Source organism: Xanthocytophaga agilis (assembly GCF_030068605.1).
GTDB lineage: Bacteria > Bacteroidota > Bacteroidia > Cytophagales > 172606-1 > Xanthocytophaga > Xanthocytophaga agilis.
The window spans coordinates 972,451-989,482 of the sequence record NZ_JASJOU010000001.1 but is presented as its reverse complement, the minus strand read 5'-3'; the positions used below and the strand labels follow the sequence as shown (position 1 = coordinate 989,482).

The following is a 17,032-nucleotide window of genomic DNA, read 5'->3' as shown; positions in this document are numbered from 1 at the left end:
ACAAATAAGTGGCTATCTTAAATATATATATGAAAACAAGTAGGTTGTTTTCTTATCTCCAGAAATCAGGTTTGACAGTAGTGCCACCCTGTAGACGGCAATCGCCACATGATGGAGGAATAGTAATATATTGGACATCAGGATAACCATAATCTGTCATAATCAAATCCCCTGATGCGATTGCATCAGCTTTGGGCAAAGTATCAACAGGCAGGCAAGTAGGATAAAATCCCAGATAAGGTGTAATGAAGATTCTTTTCTGCGCCATAGAGGTAGCACTAAAAAAACCAAAAACCAAATCATCACTGTCTGTTATCGAATGAATATTGCCAGTGACTAATGAAGGTTGAGGGTCAAAAAGTCCTCCTGTAGCTTCTGTTGTCTTTGCCAAATCTGTCCAATAATCAAATGCATCCTGTGTGAGAGCAAACTGTTTCACAAGTATGCTATATTTAATTAGTAACTTATTTGTAGAAGCATTCACAAAAGTAATTGGAAAGTCCTGAATCACATCCTGACTTAACTTGACTGAAGTTCCTATCAAAATAGAAGTACTTGCCATAGTTTTCCAACAGTTGTGAATATCATCGGTACGAAAGACAATATCTTCACCCTGCACTTCCATAGAAGAAATCAAAGCACTTTGGTATTGCCATGTTTCTTCAAATTTCCATCGGTAGAATTTTGTCTGATTTGTATTATCGTGGGTATTTACATAAACCTGAACACCACTTCTATCTCCTGCCACCTTGTAAGCGACACTATCAATGGCAGGTGTTTTTTTATAAGGGACATAATCTGATTGATATTCCTTTCCAGATGAAGTTTTTATACTTAATCGAAAATTTTCTGATTCATTAAATATCTGTTGTGACAATACATAGGCACCTCCACTTCCTTCTGTAAACACAAAGCGGCTTCCTTTGTCTCCTTCTACCACAACCTCTGCATTCTGTTCATACGTCCAAGCCGATTCATCTGTAAGATTTTTTGTCCAGCTTAGTCTGATGATACTACTTCCTTCTCCAATATTCAAATAGCCATCCACGACCAGAAAAGTTTTGTTAGATGTCACCTCTGGTGGAGCAAATGTTTCTATACATCCACCCAAAATCACTATTCCACTAATAAAAAAACCAATTTTAACAAATATGGATTTCATGAATTTATCAATAAAGAATACAATTGATTGTCTAAAGCTTATTGCTTAAAACCTGAAGTTATAGGTAACTGTAGGAATAGGCCTGCCAAAAATAGAAAGCTGATACCCGTTTACTGATCCACCTTTTGTTATGAAGTACACAGAATATGGATTTTTTCGTCCCAGCACATTATAAACTGCCAATGTCCATGAGCTATGGGCCAGTTTTTTAACTTTATGATTTCCTTCTATATTCATAGAAAAGTCTACTCTGTAATAATCAGGAATACGGTATTTATTCCGTTCTGCATAAAATACTCTCTCAGTTCCCTCCAGAATATATTTACCAATAGGTGGTGTATAAGGTCTGCCAGTACTATAAGTAAAGTTCAAAGAAGTACTGAACCGATGACTAAATTTATAATTACCAATTAAAGTAAAGTCGTGTGGCTTGTCATAGTTACTTGGATAATAGTTTCCATCATTTGGTGCATCAGACGAGCTTCTGTCTTCTGCGCGTAATAAGGAACGAGAATAGGTATAACTTACCCATCCATTCAACTTACCTGACATCTTTTTTACCATCAGCTCTACACCATATGCTTTACCACGGGTATTAATGACTGCTGTTTCTATATGATGATTTAGTATCAGAGAATCTCCATTTTTGTAGTCCAGGAAGTTGCGTATGTCCTTATAATACCCTTCTACAGATACCTCAATAGTACTTCCTCTCAGGTTTTTGTATAATCCCAGTGAATACTGACTGCCTAACTGGGGTTTCAAATAAGAATCACTCAGCTTCCAGATATCTGTTGGAGATACTACTGTTGTATTGGTAATCAAGTGAATATACTGTCGCAAAGTATTGTAACTTGCTTTCAAAGACATATCAGCAGAAAGCATATAACGAGCCGACAAACGATACTCAGGGCCTCCATATGTCTGAATAATTTTTCCAGCATCATATGTTTTTGTACCTGTCATATAACCTGTTTCAATTGGATAACCTGTAGCGTAAGTATTTACTGTTTTAGGTCCCAGATAGTTAAAAACCGAAAAACGAATTCCTGCCGTAATCAGTAACCGAGGACTAACTTCAAACTTATCACCAATGTGGATTGCACTTTCTTGTGCTTGTTCATTAGCCATTACATCCGGAATTACCAATGATCCCTCACCATAAGGAGTATAAGAACCAGGATTTAGTTTGTATCGGATTGTACTGGCTCCAAATTCCAGCGTATGTTTATCCGTAAGAAGGTATGTAAAATCTGCTTTTAGATTCGCCTGATAAATTGCAAAGTTCAGGTCAAAAGCGGTAGTTGGAGTTTGCTCTCCTCTGATAGCATACTGATACTGGCTATAGGCACCACTAAACACACCATATAGTTTCGTATTGAAAGTATGTTTCCATTTTAGCGAACCTAATATATTACGATACGTATATAAGGTATCTCCGAATAACCGAAAACGGTCGTTACTCAAATAGGCAGTCAGATATATACTATTCTTTTCATTAATTTCATGACTGATGTGAGCATTGATGTCATAAAAAGAAGCAGAACTTTTGTTAAAGTTTGGATTTTCCAGTGCTTTTAGTACCCAATTGGAATAGGTTGACCTACCACCAAGAATAAAAGAAGATTTATCTTTCACAATAGGTCCTTCCAAAGCCAACCTACTGGTAATTAAACCTATACCTCCAGAGCCAACAAATTTCTTTTTGTTTCCATCCCGACCTGTAATATCCAACACAGAAGAAAGTCTTCCACCAAACTTAGAAGGAATATTACTTTTGTAAAGCTCTACATCTTTGATTACATCTGGATTAAATGCAGAGAAGAAACCAAACAGATGGGCTGGATTATAAACAGTAGCATCATCAAAAAGAATCAGATTCTGAGATGTTGAACCTCCTCTTACATTGAGTCCTGTACTACTCTCTCCTACTGATTTTACGCCAGGTAGAGTAAGTACTACCCGAAGCAAATCTGTTTCACCAAATGCAGTTGGAATCTGCTTCATGGTTTTAATTGAGAGTTTTTCCAGGCCCATTTGTGTGCCTGCAACATTTACATCACGATCAGCCTGTACTTTCACTTCTTTCAGAGCCACTACACTTTCCAGCATTTCAATATCCAGTTTTCCATCAGAATAAACCATCACCTGGCGTCTGGTATCACGCATACCAATATTCTTGATCCGAAGCAAATGTTTTCCTTTTGGTAAAGTAATACTGTAATGTCCCAGAGCATCCGTAACCACCCCGATTTGTGGTGATTCCAGATATACTGCTGCCCCAATGATCTGTTCTCCGGTTTTGGCATTGCGTACATAACCGGATATAGTCGCATTGCCTTCTTTTAGTTTATATGTTTTTACTCCAATCTCATATAATTTATTTTCACTTGCAGACAACAGTCTTTCTTCCCGTTCCTCATCTGGAATATCATAAGCTGTTGCATCTGTTTTCTCACTTGGAGTAGAATCAAATAATCCTGCAGGCAGTCGTGTAATGATCAATCGATCCTGGGCAATGTATATACGTTTTTGGGCGTCAATCGAGAACTTGAACTCAGTATCACTGAAAACTTGTTCTAGTACTTTTTGAATAGGTAAATTGGTTACCTGAAGCGTAACTTTAAAGCTATCAAGTTGTACCGCATCATAATAAAAATAATAAGGGCTCTGGGATTCTATTTCCTTAACAAATTGACTGAAGGGAGTATTGGTAAAATTACCATTTATTCCATTATCTGTTTTTGTCTGCGCATTAACAGACTGTATCAAAAGGAAAAAAAAGAACAAAAGATAAGTAGATGTTTTCTTCATGGAGTGGTTAGTTGATCGTAATAGGCAGTAACCTGAACAATAGTATTTTCACGATCTTTTTTGAATCGGAGCTTGTTCTCTCGAATATATTTACGCAGAGCTTTTTTCTGATCTTCAAACAATTGTAATACAGAACTTTTCCTGCTCACACTATGATATACACCATCTTTGTAAACATAAAAGAAATTCTTGGCAGGAAACTCTACTACTATCTTCATTTGCTCAATTACCTCATCCCGTTCTTTTATCCGACGTGCCAACACTTTTAATCTCTTATTATACAATAAGTCATAAAAGCCTGTCCGCAATCCTGTATTATCTTTTTCCAAACGAATGAAGTGATGATTTAAGACAGTAAAATAACTTACTTTTTCTTTTTGGAGTTGTATCTGATCATATCTGTTAAGGTGTTCAATAGCGACTTCATCTTTCACAATATCATACATAATCAGAACGTTTGGGTAGAATTGTCCATCGTAATGGACAGAACCTGCCTCCATTTCGTCTGACTCAAAAAACTGGTGTTCTTTTGAACGAGAATCGTAGATAAAATACTCAGGCCCGTTATACAAATGCTGTGATTCTTCCGTAGATATCCGGTACAATTCCACAGCAGAAGCGATAGCCTTTTTGGCAGAAGTATCTGCTTTTTGGGCATAAAGAGGAATACCAAACAGGTACAATATACCTATACTGGCAGTAAAATATTTCATTCAGGTAGTAGTGTTTGAATATTGGAATCCTGTAGGATCACTATTGTTTCAGTATTTTATCCGAAGAGCTACTGTTAAAGAGTGGAGTTTATATATGCAAGGTAAATAATATCCTTATATCTTTTATATGAATCACAAAAAAGTAAAAAAATAAATCTACCATTTACCCAAATCAATAGATAAATAGTTTTATTCAATCGACAGTCTCTCTTTTAATACTATACTTTTTATGCCATTATCCAAGTTCAATCAGATAAAATAGTTTTCCTACAGTTTATGCAAAGAAACTTTGTTCCCGAATTCTATCTATAATATATGAATATCCATTTCTTCATATTGTTTTAGCAAGGCTTTATCAATTCTATCATCTGTAAGTAAGATATCAAGATGTTCGGTAGGACACACAAGAAAATTTTCTGCTGTGTTCATTTTATCATATGTTGCAGTAGCTATTATCTTTTGAGAAACCTCTACCATTTTACGTTTAACCTGGCTTTCCTCACGGCTTTGAGAAGTGACTCCAATTTCTGGATGAATACTACATACTCCTATCAAACACCAATCAGCCCGAATCATTGCTAAACTCTCAATAGTCTCTATTCCTACTGCAGCCTGAGCTTGTTTAAAAATTTTTCCTCCCAGCATTATGGTTTCCACTTCGGGGTGTGTTACCAGTTCCTGTGCGATCAGTAAACTATTGGTAAATATAGTAGCTTTCAAAGTTGTTGGCAACAACTTCGCGACCAGTAGGTTTGTGGTGCCATTATCCAGTACAATTACCTGATCATTAGAAAATAAGTCAATAGCCTTTTCTGCTATAATTTGTTTCTCTGTTTGAGAAATATGGAGTCTCTCATTCACATCATATGGCAACTTAGGCTTTGGAATAGCTCCCCCATGCACTTTTTTTATTAGCCCAATGTCTGCAAGTTCCTGCAAATCTCGTCGAATGGTATCATCAGATACCTGTAATTCCTTTTGTAACTCTAGTGAAACCACCTTACGATTCTCCAGGAGTTTTTGTAAGATATACTGATGTCTTTCTTCTTTGAGCATATATGCGTTTTTGAAAATATTAATTAATAAAATTATTGCTTTTATGCAATATTATGCGGTATTTTATTATTTAAAAATAAAAATAACCGTAAAAATCCTCAAACAATGGCATTCATCGAGCATATTGCAATATGGGTAACAGATCTAGAAAATATGAAAAATTTCTATTCTACCTATTTCGGAACTTCTTCCGGAGAAAAATATCATAATCATACGAAAGATTTCCAATCATACTTTCTTTCTTTTAAGCAAGGCAGTCGGCTGGAATTGATGCAAATGCCTTCTATTCCAGACAATCTAAATGATATTTTCAAACAATATAAAGGATTGATTCATTTTGCTATTTCAGTTGGCAGCAAGGAGGAGGTTGATAAGTACACAGAATTATTACGAAAAGATGGCTACCCAATAGTTGGAGAACCACGATATACAGGGGATGGCTACTACGAAAGTATAGTTCTTGATCCTGAAAATAATAGAATTGAGATTACCAACTGATTATCCATAAAAGCTCCTTACATTTGTGTATCTGTTCTAAGTCAGCTTTATATATGAATATAACAGCAACTCCCTCCCGACTGTTTTCACTTCCTTTAATCCGAACGTCTATCTCAGTATACTTCTTTGTTTTAGGAAGTATGTTTGCTACCTGGGCATCACGTTTACCAGCTATTAAAGTTCAACTACATCTTTCTGATGGTGAATTGGGAACAGTTTTGCTGGGGATGCCTATCGGATCTATATTGGTGATGCCTCTGGCAGGTTGGCTTACTTCCCGATTTGGAAGTCGATCAGTGGTAGTAACAGCCAGTGTTATCTATAGTTGTGTCATACCTTGCCTAGCCTTAATTCCAGAAGCATGGATGTTAGCGGTTGCCTTATTATTTGCAGGTGCAAGTGGAGATCTGATAAATATTGCAGCAAATGATCAAGCTATACATCTGGAAAAAATGTATGCAAAATCCATTATGTCCTCTTTTCATGCATTATTTAGTGTAGGGGGAATGGTGGGTGCAGGCTTAGGAGGCTTGATGCGTCAGTGGGATATTGATCTGTTTACACACTTTTGTATTGTAGGCAGTTTCACGATTCTCATTTCAATTATTTTCTCTCGTTTTTTATTGACAACACATACGAACTATGATCCAACAACCCCAGTGTTTGTCAGGCCAGATAATACAATAATTGGTTTGGGTATTATTGGTCTTTGTGTGATGCTGGGCGAAGGAGCTATGGCTGACTGGTCATCTATTTATTTAACGAATCTACTGCCAGCTAATTCAGGTTGGACTACGGCTGGATATACAGCATTCTCTTTTGCTATGGCACTAGGACGTTTTGGAGGCGATTGGTTTACCAATCGCCAGGGTATCCAGAAAACATTAATTATCAGTGGTATTCTGTCTGGATTTGGTCTATTGCTAGCTATTTTGGTTCAACAACCTACATTTGTAATTATTGGCTTTGCTTGTGCAGGTTTGGGGTTTGCTACTGTAGTACCACTGGTATATAGTGCAGCCGGTCAGTCTAAAACGATGAATGCAGGAATGGCAATTGCTGCCGTTTCAACAGTAAGCTACTTTGGCTTTTTGTTCGGTCCTCCACTAATAGGTTGGATCTCAGAAGCTATAGGCTTACGATGGGCTCTTTTGCTTGTTGTATTTCTAAGTTTTATGATATCAGTTTTAGCAAAAAAGAATACTAAAGAATAATTTTCATGTTCAACAAATTACCACCAGCATGATTTTGTTGAACATGAAATGATATAATGTAAAAATTACAACCAGGATAATGTTAAATAATGTTTCTATTATTTAACATTATCCTGAGTATTCCTTCGATTAGTAAGTGATACACCTGCCAATACAAGTAGCCCCCCTCCTATCATATAAACATCTACATTTTCATTTAATATCATTACAGCCAGCAATACAGCAAAAACAGGAACCAGATTTCCAAAAACAGCAGCCTGTGATGGACCAATAGATCGTACACCTTCATAAAACCATATATATCCCAAAGCAGTACTAAAAATTGCCATAAATAGAATAGCTGCCCATAATTGCCAGCTCAGTTGTGTAAAAGAATGTAATGCGCCTTCTGAAATTCCCAGAATACCTAATGTAAATAAGCCAATACAAGAAGAATAAGCAGCAACAACCAAAGGAGACAGATCCACGAGAGCTAATTTGCCTACTAAAGTATAAATAGCCCAGGTAATTACACAACCAAAAATTAATACATCCCCCAAAGTAATTCCACCATTCAACAGAGAAACCAACTCTCCATGTGAAATAACAATCATTGCTCCTACAATAGAAATTAGAATACCAATCCAACGTAACGGGGTAATTCTCTCTTTAAAAAAAATAGCACTTAATGAGGCAGTTACAGCAGGTGTAATAGCTACAATTAAAGAAGCACGGCTAGCGGGTATGTATCGTAACCCATTAAAGAAGAAGATATTATATAAGAAAACACCACTAAGTCCCAAAACCAAAACCAGCAACCATTGCCTCAAGGTAAGTTTAGGAAACCTCTTTTCAACCTGATATAGAATTGTCATCAGACAAATGGATGCAATCAAAAAACGATTGGTTGCTGCAGTATAAGGTCCTACCTCACCATTCACAAGTATTTTTCCGGCAATAAATCCCCCTGCCCAAAACAATGAAACAAGTACAAGTTTTAAATATGTCATTTATGATTTTGTATGGATTAAAAACTTCAGATGAAGCATACCTTTTCTTTTGCACTCAAAGAAACTGCAAAACATTAACATTCAAAAGTTTTCATCAGTTCTTCCAATAAAAACGGACTGTTTTAGAACAGTCCGTTTTTATTGGAAGAACCACTATGCTATCTTCATGCAGCCACCCTATGTCTAAAAAAAGGTGCTAAAACCCGTTGATTAAATAACCAAAGCAGAAGCACGGCATTGACAACTAATAAAATTTCCCAAAGAATACCTATTCCTATAACATTTCTTACCATATGAGTAGTTGTAACCACAGGAACTGTATTTGCTGAGGATGCAGAGAATATTGAAAGCAAAATTATACTCACAATTACCAGAAAACTCATAAAGCCCAGAAAGACAAATGGCGTTAATCGCACTCGTTTCTTCACATCTGGTACTGCCAAACGTATCTCATCCCATTGATCCAAAACACGTTCTGTAAATACAACAGATGGTTGTAACAATGGCATTGAAGCCAATTGTTCATTTATCGAAATAAATGTCTGGTATCGTGCCTGACAATCTTCACACACAGATAGATGATCAAAATATTGTTGTTTTTCATCCTCGGTCAAAAATGCATCAGCCAGATCCATTAACTGATCATCCGTCAGATGTTGTATGTTCTTTTTCATCATAATAAATTTTTTGCTTCCCGCTTTAATAAACTATCCAATTCCAAAGCCAGGCGTTGACGAGCTCTGTGCAATCTTACTTTTGCATTGCTGGATGTCATTCCTGTAATTTCAGCGATTTCTTCCAAAGATTGTTCTTTCAAATAAAAAAGGATAATTATTCCAGCATCTTCCGAAGACAGGTGTGCCAATGCCTTTTCAATATAATATTGTTGTTCTCTACGTTTTGTAAAGTCGTTGTCTGTTTGTTCTGCAGCTAATGTATGAACTGTTTCAATATCTTCAATCTGATCTTTTTGCTTGCGCTTAAGCATTAACGCTGCATTAAAAATAATACGATAAAACCATGTAGTAAATTTTGATTCCTTATTAAAAGATTCAAGATTTCTGAATGCCTGAATAAACGCATCTTGTGCAGCTTCTTCGGCATTCTCACGATTTCGCAAAATTCGATATGCAATAGTAAATGCATACTCCTTGTGGCGTTCTACCAGGTCACGACATGCAGTCTGATCACCTAATAGGATCTTGTCAATTAAGGTTATATCGTCCGATTTGCTTTTCACACCTGATTGGATGCACACATAAACTGAAAGGTTACATTATTTGGTTGAAAAAATAAAATAATAGATATAACACTCATTTTCAAAAAAATATCATTATTAAATATAGCTTCATTATGCTTAGATTGCAGTTTTTTTGTTCTTCCGAGAAAAATGAGAAAATTTTCGCTTTCTCTGTAACCTGTCAGAATGTTGTTGCATCCTATGTTCAGAAAACAGGAAAACATTCATTCATCTAAACACAATTTACAACTATGGGTCCCGATGTAGCCGTCTTTATGGTTCCAATTGTCAGTGTTATTGGCATTATAACAATGATTATCTTTATTCGCTACTACATGAATGTAGAACGAATGGCCTTGATTCAAAAAGGAATTGATCCTTTTACTAATAAACCTAAAGGTCAGTTAAATCCTTCTGTTACACTTAGGATCGCTTTATTGTTGATAGGGACTGGAGTAGGAATTTTGCTAGGCAATTTTCTGGATGAGATCACACCACTTGTATCTCAAGCAGCCTATTTCTCTATGATTCTGATTTTTGGAGGGGCAGGCTTACTGACATCTTATGCATTTGAACTTCGTATGGCAAAGAGAGAAGAAGCTGAAGCAAAAAAAGAAATCAAATACGAAAATATTTAAGTTTTTCCTATAAAAGCAAAAGGTCAACTCTACTAGTTGACCTTTTGCTTTTATAGGCGTTATCCTTATTTATATAATTCTCTTTCTGATTGAGCTTCCAAGTTAAACAAATCATTCAACACATCGATAAGTGTTTCAGCTTCTCCACGTTTACAAGCAGCTTTTAACTGCAACACCGGAAGTTTGATAATCTTTTGCATTATACCTTTGGTAATCTGTTCGATCCTTTCTGTCTCTGCAGGTGTTAATCCTTTCAGATGACGTGCCAGCTCTTCTTGGCGGATCTGTTCCAATGCATTTTTCAGTTTATTGATGGTTGGGGAAACAGCCATCTCTCTTGACCAATCTGAAAAATCTTTTAACGCCTCTGTAATAATTTCCTGTACATGTGCTATTGCTATAATCCTTTTTTGTAATGCTTCATTCGCACGGCTTTGAATTTCATCTATATTATAGAGAACAACTCCCGGTATTTCTTCTATGGTTGATTCAATACTACGGGGAACAGCCAAGTCAACAAAAAATTTATAGGAAAGAATATCCCAAGACTTAATCATTGCCTGAGTAATAAAAGGGTCTTGCTTTGCTACAGAACTAATAATCACATCATATTGACGCATCTTTTCTTCAACCTGGGAAAACGGCAGAACTTTGAAATTCAATTCAGTAGCCAATTCTTCAGCCTTGATATGGGTACGGTTACACAAAGTAACTTCAAAGTGCTTATTTTCAGCCAGGTTTTTGCACACATCTGTTCCAATCTCACCTAATCCCACAACCAACACTTTGGGTTGAATCAATGCAGTTGTCAAATCTTCAAGCAATTCAACTGTTGCATAGGATACAGAAGCTGCTCCATCACGAAACGCAGTTTCCTGTACCACACGTTTATTTGCAAAGAAAATGGCATGCATTAAACGATGTACAAAAGGACCTGCCATATTAACATCAGCAGCCCATTGGTAAGCGTGTTTGGCCTGACTTGTAATTTGCAGATCACCTACCACCTGAGAATGAATTCCCAAAGAAACTTCAAATAAACGACGAACAGCTACCTGGTGATCAGTAAAAGATTGAAAGTATTGCTTATACATATTAGCATCGAGACCTTTCTGAATACCAATAAGTTTTATAATATCTTCGCTTCGGTCTTCAGCTGATGTGTAATATATTTCTGTACGATTACAGGTGGATAAAACCAGCATTTCGGCGATATCTAACACCTCACGAGCTTGCAAAAGTAGATTTTTGCATCCTTGTTCTTCAAGCGCTACTCGTTCTCTAACATCAATAGGAGCCGTGTGATGTGAAATACTGATGGCTTTAAATTGTTGGTGCATGGCAGAGGTACTAATTCTAAATATTCTTGTGCAAAATTACTATGAAAATGTCCAATGTGAAAACGATTTGTCAGTAGAAACCATGATCTTTATCACTCTTTAGTATAATTTAGAATTATTATAAATAACAAACAATTACTAAAAAAGCAATTCTTATACTTAAATCCGCATAATTAATACAATAAAATGATTGTATTCTTCGCTTCTTTAGAAAATCCTGTTTGAAGCATTGGATGTATTAAAAATAGTATCTTGTCATCGGCAAATATATATATCTATATACCAATTGTGTGACAAAAGGGTTCAATTGCCATAAATTCACGCTAAAGCGATATGAAACAAAACTTTCTGATCAATCTTTACAACGACAAATCACAAACCAAGATAGTTGCTATTCTGATTGCTTTACTTATTGGAGGTGCCTCTGTCTTTTATACTAATTATATTGTAAAAAAACTAGCAGAACATGAACGCCAGGAGATAGAACTTTACGCTAAGGCATTAGAGATTATAACTAGTACAGATAGTGATAATGATGAAGGTGTAGCAATCAATTTTATTACAGAACAAATTATCAAAAAGAATGACATGATTCCAGCTATTGTGACAGATGATCATGACAATCCTATTTCAACAGCTAGTGCATCATCTATCAACATTAATTTTCCATCCAAAGCTACAGAAGATGAAAAAAAGGAAATTATGTATGAAGAACTTGAGGTAATGAAATCTCAGCACCCTCCTATTGAGATTAATCTGGCAGGACTTCAGCAACGCATTTTTTATCGCAATTCAGATGTATTGTTCCAATTACAATATTATCCTTATGTTCAGCTTAGTGTAATTGGTGTATTTGTCTGGCTGACCTATCTTGCTTTCAGTTCTTCTCGTAGGGCCGAACAAAACCGGGTGTGGGTTGGCCTAGCTAAAGAAACAGCACATCAGTTAGGTACACCCATTTCATCGCTGATGGCATGGATTGAATATTTTAAATCTGACCCTCAATTCAGTCATAATGAAGCAATTCCGGAACTTGAAAAAGACGTTCATAAATTGGAAATGATTACAGCTCGTTTTTCAAATATTGGTTCTGTCCCAACCTTAACAGAAGAAAACCTGCATGATATTTTAGATAACATCATCAGTTATCTGCAGAGCAGAATTTCTAGTAAGGTCAAACTATATTTGGATTCTGATTCACCTAATCCTGCTCCAGCCAAAATCAATCGTCATTTATTTGAATGGGTTATTGAGAACCTTTGTAAAAATGCAGTGGATGCCATGAGCGGAGGAAGTGGCGAAATTATCATTACTTTACGAAATCAGTCAAATAAATGGGTTATTGATATATCTGACACGGGAAAAGGGATATCTAAGGCAAATCTGAAAAAAGTGTTTGATGCAGGATTTAGCACTAAAAAAAGAGGCTGGGGATTAGGACTTACACTGGCAAAACGAATAATCGAAAATTACCATCAAGGCAAAATCTTTGTAAAATCATCTGAACCTAATAAAGGTACAACATTCCGAATTTTACTTAATATCTAATCTATACTGAATAGAATTGAAATTTATCAATATAGACAGCAATCTAAGAATAGTATCTTTGAAAAATTTATAACTCACATGCAACACATCATTCGCCTTCTCTGCTTCTTGTTTATAATGACTTATTTCAGCGCCTGTACTTCAACACAAGAGAAAAACGAGGACTCACCAGCCCAACAAACTTCAGTTGAAACAAAACCCAAATTACCGAACTTCCAGGTAATGGACTTGGAAAAAAAGCTGATCTCAATATCACAGTTACCACAAAACAGACCTACTATCGTATTTTTTTTCCACCCTGATTGTGAACATTGCCAAGCAGAAGCTACTGAACTTCAAAAGTATACAGATCGGTTTGTAAACACCAACTTTCTGATGATTACCTGGGATGAGATTCCTAAAATACGTGCGTTTATGCAAAAGTATAAACTAAAAGCCCCTATTACTGCCTATAAAGTTGACAATAACACTCTGTTTCAAACATATGGAGTTCTCCGTTTACCTGCTGTGTATATATACAATAGTCAGAATGAGTTAGTACAACAATTTAATGGCGAAGCAAAAATTGAAGCTATACTTAATTATATTAAATAAACAAGGCTATTTCCTTGGTTTAATAAGATTCAAAGAGAACCATTAATCCCTCTTAGAAATATTTCATCTTTATTTTTAAAGATGTTGATTGTTGATGGTCAAAATGAGCATCTTTATAGGATGGCGGTCCTAACACAGCTTTTGCATCATTAGAAGCACCATATCCCTCTTTAGGTATTCCAAATGCTCCAGTATCCATTTTACCATTATCATTCTCATCATGCATTACAGATATAGCATAGTCTCCAACAGGCATATTGTCTAAAACAATCTCTACTTTATCTCCGGTTATTTTACTTTTCACCAGTTTTACAGCCTTTGCAGGATTATTGGGAAATCCGTCTTCGGATTTAAAAACTGACAATAAAACATGTCCCTGAGTATTCCTAAGGTTATATACAGTGATATGTATTGAAGATTCCATAGATGAATGGTTAATCAATAAAAGAGATGCATTAAAAAGGATCGTGAAAAAATACATGCCAGATTCAATAATTTAACTTACAAACAAAAAAATACAGCTTCTTACGTTAGACAGAATAAAAAAATGCGCCACAAGGCAAGCAAAGCACTAAAAGGGTTTGTTATTACAAGAAATATGCAGTAGCTTTGCGCCCTGAAATTACATCATACTTTTCGCAATAAAAAAACACAAAATGGCAAACGAAACGCTAACGCAAGAGGTACCCATAGCCGCCTCCGGTTCGACAAAAAAAGTTAATGTAGGTAAAATAACACAGGTAATCGGTCCGGTTGTAGACGTAAGCTTTGAAGCAGAAGGCAGTCGCTTACCTAATATTCTGGATGCGTTGGAAGTAACCAAAGCTAACGGAACTAAAGTAATTCTGGAGTGTCAGCAGCATTTGGGAGAAGATCGTGTACGTACTATCGCAATGGAAAGTACAGATGGTCTGCAACGAGGATTGGATGTAATCGATTTAGGAACACCTATCGAAATGCCAACCGGAGAAGGAATCAAAGGTCGCTTGTTTAACGTAGTAGGAGAAGCTATTGACGGTATTCCTCAACCAAAATCAGATGGGGGATTGTCTATTCACCGTCCAGCTCCTAAATTTGAAGATCTGTCTACTTCTACAGAAGTTCTTTATACAGGTATCAAAGTTATCGATCTGATTGAACCTTATGCAAAAGGTGGTAAAATTGGTTTATTTGGTGGTGCGGGTGTTGGTAAAACCGTATTGATCCAGGAATTGATTAACAATATTGCAAAAGCATATGCGGGTCTTTCCGTATTTGCGGGTGTGGGAGAACGTACACGTGAAGGAAATGACTTACTCCGTGAAATGATTGAAGCTGGTATCATCAAATATGGTGATGCATTTAAACATTCTATGGAAGAAGGTGGTTGGGATCTTTCCAAAGTAGATCAGCAGGAACTTGAAAAAAGTCAAGCTACATTCATCTTTGGTCAGATGAATGAACCTCCAGGAGCTCGTGCTCGTGTAGCGCTTTCTGGCTTAACTGTTGCAGAACACTTCCGTGATGGAGATGGTACAGGAAAAGGTCGTGATATTCTATTCTTTATTGATAATATCTTCCGTTTTACTCAAGCTGGATCTGAAGTATCCGCTCTTTTAGGACGTATGCCATCAGCGGTTGGTTATCAACCAACACTGGCTACTGAGATGGGTGCTATGCAGGAACGTATTACATCAACCAAACGTGGTTCTATTACCTCTGTACAAGCGGTATATGTACCTGCTGATGACTTGACTGACCCTGCGCCTGCTACCACATTTGCTCACTTGGATGCTACTACCGTATTGTCTCGTCAGATTGCAGCATTGGGTATCTATCCTGCCGTAGATCCTCTGGATTCAACTTCACGGATTCTTACTCCTGAAATCGTAGGAGAAAAACACTACCGTACAGCACAACGTGTTAAGGAAATTCTACAACGTTACAAAGAATTGCAGGACATTATCGCTATTTTAGGTATGGATGAATTATCTGAAGAAGATAAACAAACTGTATCTCGTGCACGACGTGTACAACGTTTCTTGTCTCAGCCTTTCCACGTAGCAGAGCAATTTACAGGTATGAAAGGTGAGCTGGTAAGCATTGAAGATACTATTAAAGGGTTTAACATGATTATGGATGGAGAATTGGATCATCTGCCAGAATCAGCGTTTAACCTGGTAGGAACAATTGAGCAAGCAATTGCAAAAGGTGAAAAAATGCTGGCAGAAGCCAAGTAAACTATATATTGTGCAGTTTGTTATCATTTTCTGAAAAGGAAAATTAAAACAACTGCACATTTTCACATATAAACCTGCCTATTCCATATGCAAATAGATATTATTACACCTGATCATACTGTGTTTTCTGGAGATGTTGTTTCAGCAACCTTTCCTGGAACCAAAGGATCTTTTCAGGTATTGAACAACCATGCACCTCTGATTAGTACACTTGAACGTGGACAAATTAAAGTCAGAACAAATCAGGATGAAAAAAGCTGGGAAGTTGATGGTGGTGTTGTTGAGGTACTAAACAATAAAATAACAGTTCTGGCAGAAGCTATACTTGGTAAATAGATAACCAGACCCCCACAAAAAAGAGGCTTGAATATATATATTCAAGCCTCTTTTTTGTGGGTCTAATATTCATATTCAGTACTATTCTGTGGTCTTGGCAATCTCAATTTGTCCAGCAAGTTCTTCTACAACTTGCTCATTTGTTTTATTCATATCAAAGCCTATATTCTTGAATCTGATTATTCCTTTTCCATCTATTACGAATTTAGTTGGTATACCTGGAATCTGATACGTTTTGTATACTTTATTTTGAATTCCATCAGCACCTTTCTCATCCAGCAACACATAGAAGTCATAATGATTATCAGATAAAAATTGACCTATCAATGATTGGTAGTTTGGAGATTTTTCACGTGTATCAATAAAAAGGAAAATTACATTTTTATCATTTTGATACTTATTCATTGTCATTTGCATTGCGGGGAATGAATTTCGACATGGGACACACCATGTAGCCCAAAAATCCAGTACAACAACTTTTCCTCTATACTCTGCCAGAGAAACAACCTTTCCACTCATATCTTTTAGGGAAAATTGAGGTGCAGGTACACTCATAACAGAATCCAACGGCTCTGAATTTATAAAATTTACAGATGCTTGAGTTTCTTTTATTGAAACAAGAATCAAAATGACAGCAATAATCAATAACAGTTTTTTCATTTCAAAGAATT

At 36.3% G+C, this 17,032-nt stretch carries 17 protein-coding genes; 7 read left to right on the top strand and 10 right to left on the bottom strand.

Going from position 1 to position 17,032, the window contains the following annotated elements:
* Positions 1–52: 52 nt before the first annotated feature.
* The 4 genes from QNI22_RS04085 to QNI22_RS04070 all read right to left on the bottom strand — a co-directional run bounded on the left by QNI22_RS04085 (position 53) and on the right by QNI22_RS04070 (position 5,745).
* Positions 53–1,162, bottom strand: coding sequence for a DUF4249 domain-containing protein (locus QNI22_RS04085; RefSeq protein ID WP_314509362.1), 1,110 nt, complete (start codon positions 1,160–1,162; stop codon positions 53–55).
* A 45-nt stretch (positions 1,163–1,207) separates the two neighbouring features.
* Positions 1,208–3,976, bottom strand: coding sequence for a TonB-dependent receptor (locus QNI22_RS04080; protein WP_314509361.1), 2,769 nt, complete (start codon positions 3,974–3,976; stop codon positions 1,208–1,210).
* Positions 3,973–4,689 (bottom strand): hypothetical protein, encoded by a 717-nt coding sequence (locus QNI22_RS04075; RefSeq protein WP_314509360.1) that lies wholly within the window; start codon positions 4,687–4,689, stop codon positions 3,973–3,975. Before QNI22_RS04075 ends, QNI22_RS04080 begins: the two co-directional genes overlap by 4 nt.
* A 306-nt stretch (positions 4,690–4,995) precedes the next feature.
* Positions 4,996–5,745 (bottom strand): DeoR/GlpR family DNA-binding transcription regulator, encoded by a 750-nt coding sequence (locus tag QNI22_RS04070; protein WP_314509359.1) that lies wholly within the window; start codon positions 5,743–5,745, stop codon positions 4,996–4,998.
* A 105-nt stretch (positions 5,746–5,850) separates the two neighbouring features.
* Here QNI22_RS04070 and QNI22_RS04065 point away from each other — a divergent pair, with 105 nt between their 5' ends.
* Together QNI22_RS04065 and QNI22_RS04060 are read left to right on the top strand one after the other, a co-directional pair.
* The gene (locus QNI22_RS04065; RefSeq protein ID WP_314509358.1) at positions 5,851–6,243 is read left to right on the top strand and encodes a VOC family protein; all 393 of its coding nucleotides are present in this window, start codon (positions 5,851–5,853) and stop codon (positions 6,241–6,243) included.
* Between the two features lie 53 nt (positions 6,244–6,296).
* Entirely contained in the window at positions 6,297–7,457 is a 1,161-nt protein-coding gene (locus tag QNI22_RS04060; RefSeq protein WP_314509357.1) for an MFS transporter, read from the top strand.
* Positions 7,458–7,555: 98 nt separating this feature from the next.
* On the opposite strand, the gene QNI22_RS04055 is transcribed toward QNI22_RS04060, so the two are convergent.
* The 3 genes from QNI22_RS04055 to QNI22_RS04045 form a co-directional block, all read right to left on the bottom strand.
* Entirely contained in the window at positions 7,556–8,446 is an 891-nt protein-coding gene (locus QNI22_RS04055) for a DMT family transporter (RefSeq protein ID WP_314509356.1), read from the bottom strand.
* 164 nt (positions 8,447–8,610) lie between these two features.
* Positions 8,611–9,120: an anti-sigma factor family protein gene (locus tag QNI22_RS04050; RefSeq protein ID WP_314509354.1), complete on the bottom strand. Its 510-nt coding sequence runs from the start codon at positions 9,118–9,120 to the stop codon at positions 8,611–8,613.
* Positions 9,120–9,686, bottom strand: coding sequence for an RNA polymerase sigma factor (locus QNI22_RS04045; RefSeq protein WP_314509353.1), 567 nt, complete (start codon positions 9,684–9,686; stop codon positions 9,120–9,122). Before QNI22_RS04045 ends, QNI22_RS04050 begins: the two co-directional genes overlap by 1 nt.
* 251 nt (positions 9,687–9,937) lie before the next feature.
* On the opposite strand from QNI22_RS04045, the gene QNI22_RS04040 reads away from it, so the two are divergent.
* Positions 9,938–10,324, top strand: a complete 387-nt coding sequence (locus tag QNI22_RS04040; protein ID WP_314509352.1) for a DUF6249 domain-containing protein — start codon at positions 9,938–9,940, stop codon at positions 10,322–10,324.
* A gap of 65 nt (positions 10,325–10,389) precedes the next feature.
* On the opposite strand, the gene hemA is transcribed toward QNI22_RS04040, so the two are convergent.
* Positions 10,390–11,664, bottom strand: a complete 1,275-nt coding sequence (hemA, locus tag QNI22_RS04035; protein WP_314509351.1) for a glutamyl-tRNA reductase — start codon at positions 11,662–11,664, stop codon at positions 10,390–10,392.
* A gap of 333 nt (positions 11,665–11,997) precedes the next feature.
* Between hemA and QNI22_RS04030 the strand changes: the two genes are divergently transcribed.
* Both QNI22_RS04030 and QNI22_RS04025 read left to right on the top strand, forming a co-directional pair.
* Positions 11,998–13,212 carry a sensor histidine kinase gene (locus QNI22_RS04030; protein WP_314509350.1) on the top strand — a complete coding sequence of 405 codons (1,215 nt, stop codon included), beginning with the start codon at positions 11,998–12,000 and terminating at the stop codon, positions 13,210–13,212.
* Positions 13,213–13,290: 78 nt separating this feature from the next.
* The gene (locus QNI22_RS04025; protein ID WP_314509349.1) at positions 13,291–13,806 is read left to right on the top strand and encodes a TlpA family protein disulfide reductase; all 516 of its coding nucleotides are present in this window, start codon (positions 13,291–13,293) and stop codon (positions 13,804–13,806) included.
* A gap of 52 nt (positions 13,807–13,858) precedes the next feature.
* Here QNI22_RS04025 and QNI22_RS04020 read toward each other — a convergent pair whose 3' ends face one another.
* Positions 13,859–14,230 (bottom strand): DUF2141 domain-containing protein, encoded by a 372-nt coding sequence (locus tag QNI22_RS04020; protein ID WP_314509347.1) that lies wholly within the window; start codon positions 14,228–14,230, stop codon positions 13,859–13,861.
* A 232-nt stretch (positions 14,231–14,462) separates the two neighbouring features.
* On the opposite strand from QNI22_RS04020, the gene atpD reads away from it, so the two are divergent.
* Both atpD and atpC read left to right on the top strand, forming a co-directional pair.
* Positions 14,463–16,025, top strand: coding sequence for a F0F1 ATP synthase subunit beta (gene atpD, locus QNI22_RS04015; RefSeq protein WP_314509346.1), 1,563 nt, complete (start codon positions 14,463–14,465; stop codon positions 16,023–16,025).
* An 87-nt stretch (positions 16,026–16,112) separates the two neighbouring features.
* Complete coding sequence (atpC, locus tag QNI22_RS04010; RefSeq protein WP_314509345.1) at positions 16,113–16,361, top strand: ATP synthase F1 subunit epsilon; 249 nt, start codon at positions 16,113–16,115, stop codon at positions 16,359–16,361.
* 81 nt (positions 16,362–16,442) lie between these two features.
* On the opposite strand, the gene QNI22_RS04005 is transcribed toward atpC, so the two are convergent.
* Positions 16,443–17,021 (bottom strand): TlpA family protein disulfide reductase, encoded by a 579-nt coding sequence (locus tag QNI22_RS04005; protein WP_314509344.1) that lies wholly within the window; start codon positions 17,019–17,021, stop codon positions 16,443–16,445.
* Positions 17,022–17,032: the final 11 nt, after the last annotated feature.

Coding starts and splice junctions, on each gene's coding strand:
- QNI22_RS04085 (WP_314509362.1), bottom strand. CDS start 1,162: ATGAAATCCATATTTGTTAAAATTGGTTTTTTTATTAGTGGAATAGTG.
- QNI22_RS04080 (WP_314509361.1), bottom strand. CDS start 3,976: ATGAAGAAAACATCTACTTATCTTTTGTTCTTTTTTTTCCTTTTGATA.
- QNI22_RS04075 (WP_314509360.1), bottom strand. CDS start 4,689: ATGAAATATTTTACTGCCAGTATAGGTATATTGTACCTGTTTGGTATT.
- QNI22_RS04070 (WP_314509359.1), bottom strand. CDS start 5,745: ATGCTCAAAGAAGAAAGACATCAGTATATCTTACAAAAACTCCTGGAG.
- QNI22_RS04065 (WP_314509358.1), top strand. CDS start 5,851: ATGGCATTCATCGAGCATATTGCAATATGGGTAACAGATCTAGAAAAT.
- QNI22_RS04060 (WP_314509357.1), top strand. CDS start 6,297: ATGAATATAACAGCAACTCCCTCCCGACTGTTTTCACTTCCTTTAATC.
- QNI22_RS04055 (WP_314509356.1), bottom strand. CDS start 8,446: ATGACATATTTAAAACTTGTACTTGTTTCATTGTTTTGGGCAGGGGGA.
- QNI22_RS04050 (WP_314509354.1), bottom strand. CDS start 9,120: ATGAAAAAGAACATACAACATCTGACGGATGATCAGTTAATGGATCTG.
- QNI22_RS04040 (WP_314509352.1), top strand. CDS start 9,938: ATGGGTCCCGATGTAGCCGTCTTTATGGTTCCAATTGTCAGTGTTATT.
- hemA (WP_314509351.1), bottom strand. CDS start 11,664: ATGCACCAACAATTTAAAGCCATCAGTATTTCACATCACACGGCTCCT.
- QNI22_RS04030 (WP_314509350.1), top strand. CDS start 11,998: ATGAAACAAAACTTTCTGATCAATCTTTACAACGACAAATCACAAACC.
- QNI22_RS04025 (WP_314509349.1), top strand. CDS start 13,291: ATGCAACACATCATTCGCCTTCTCTGCTTCTTGTTTATAATGACTTAT.
- QNI22_RS04020 (WP_314509347.1), bottom strand. CDS start 14,230: ATGGAATCTTCAATACATATCACTGTATATAACCTTAGGAATACTCAG.
- atpD (WP_314509346.1), top strand. CDS start 14,463: ATGGCAAACGAAACGCTAACGCAAGAGGTACCCATAGCCGCCTCCGGT.
- atpC (WP_314509345.1), top strand. CDS start 16,113: ATGCAAATAGATATTATTACACCTGATCATACTGTGTTTTCTGGAGAT.
- QNI22_RS04005 (WP_314509344.1), bottom strand. CDS start 17,021: ATGAAAAAACTGTTATTGATTATTGCTGTCATTTTGATTCTTGTTTCA.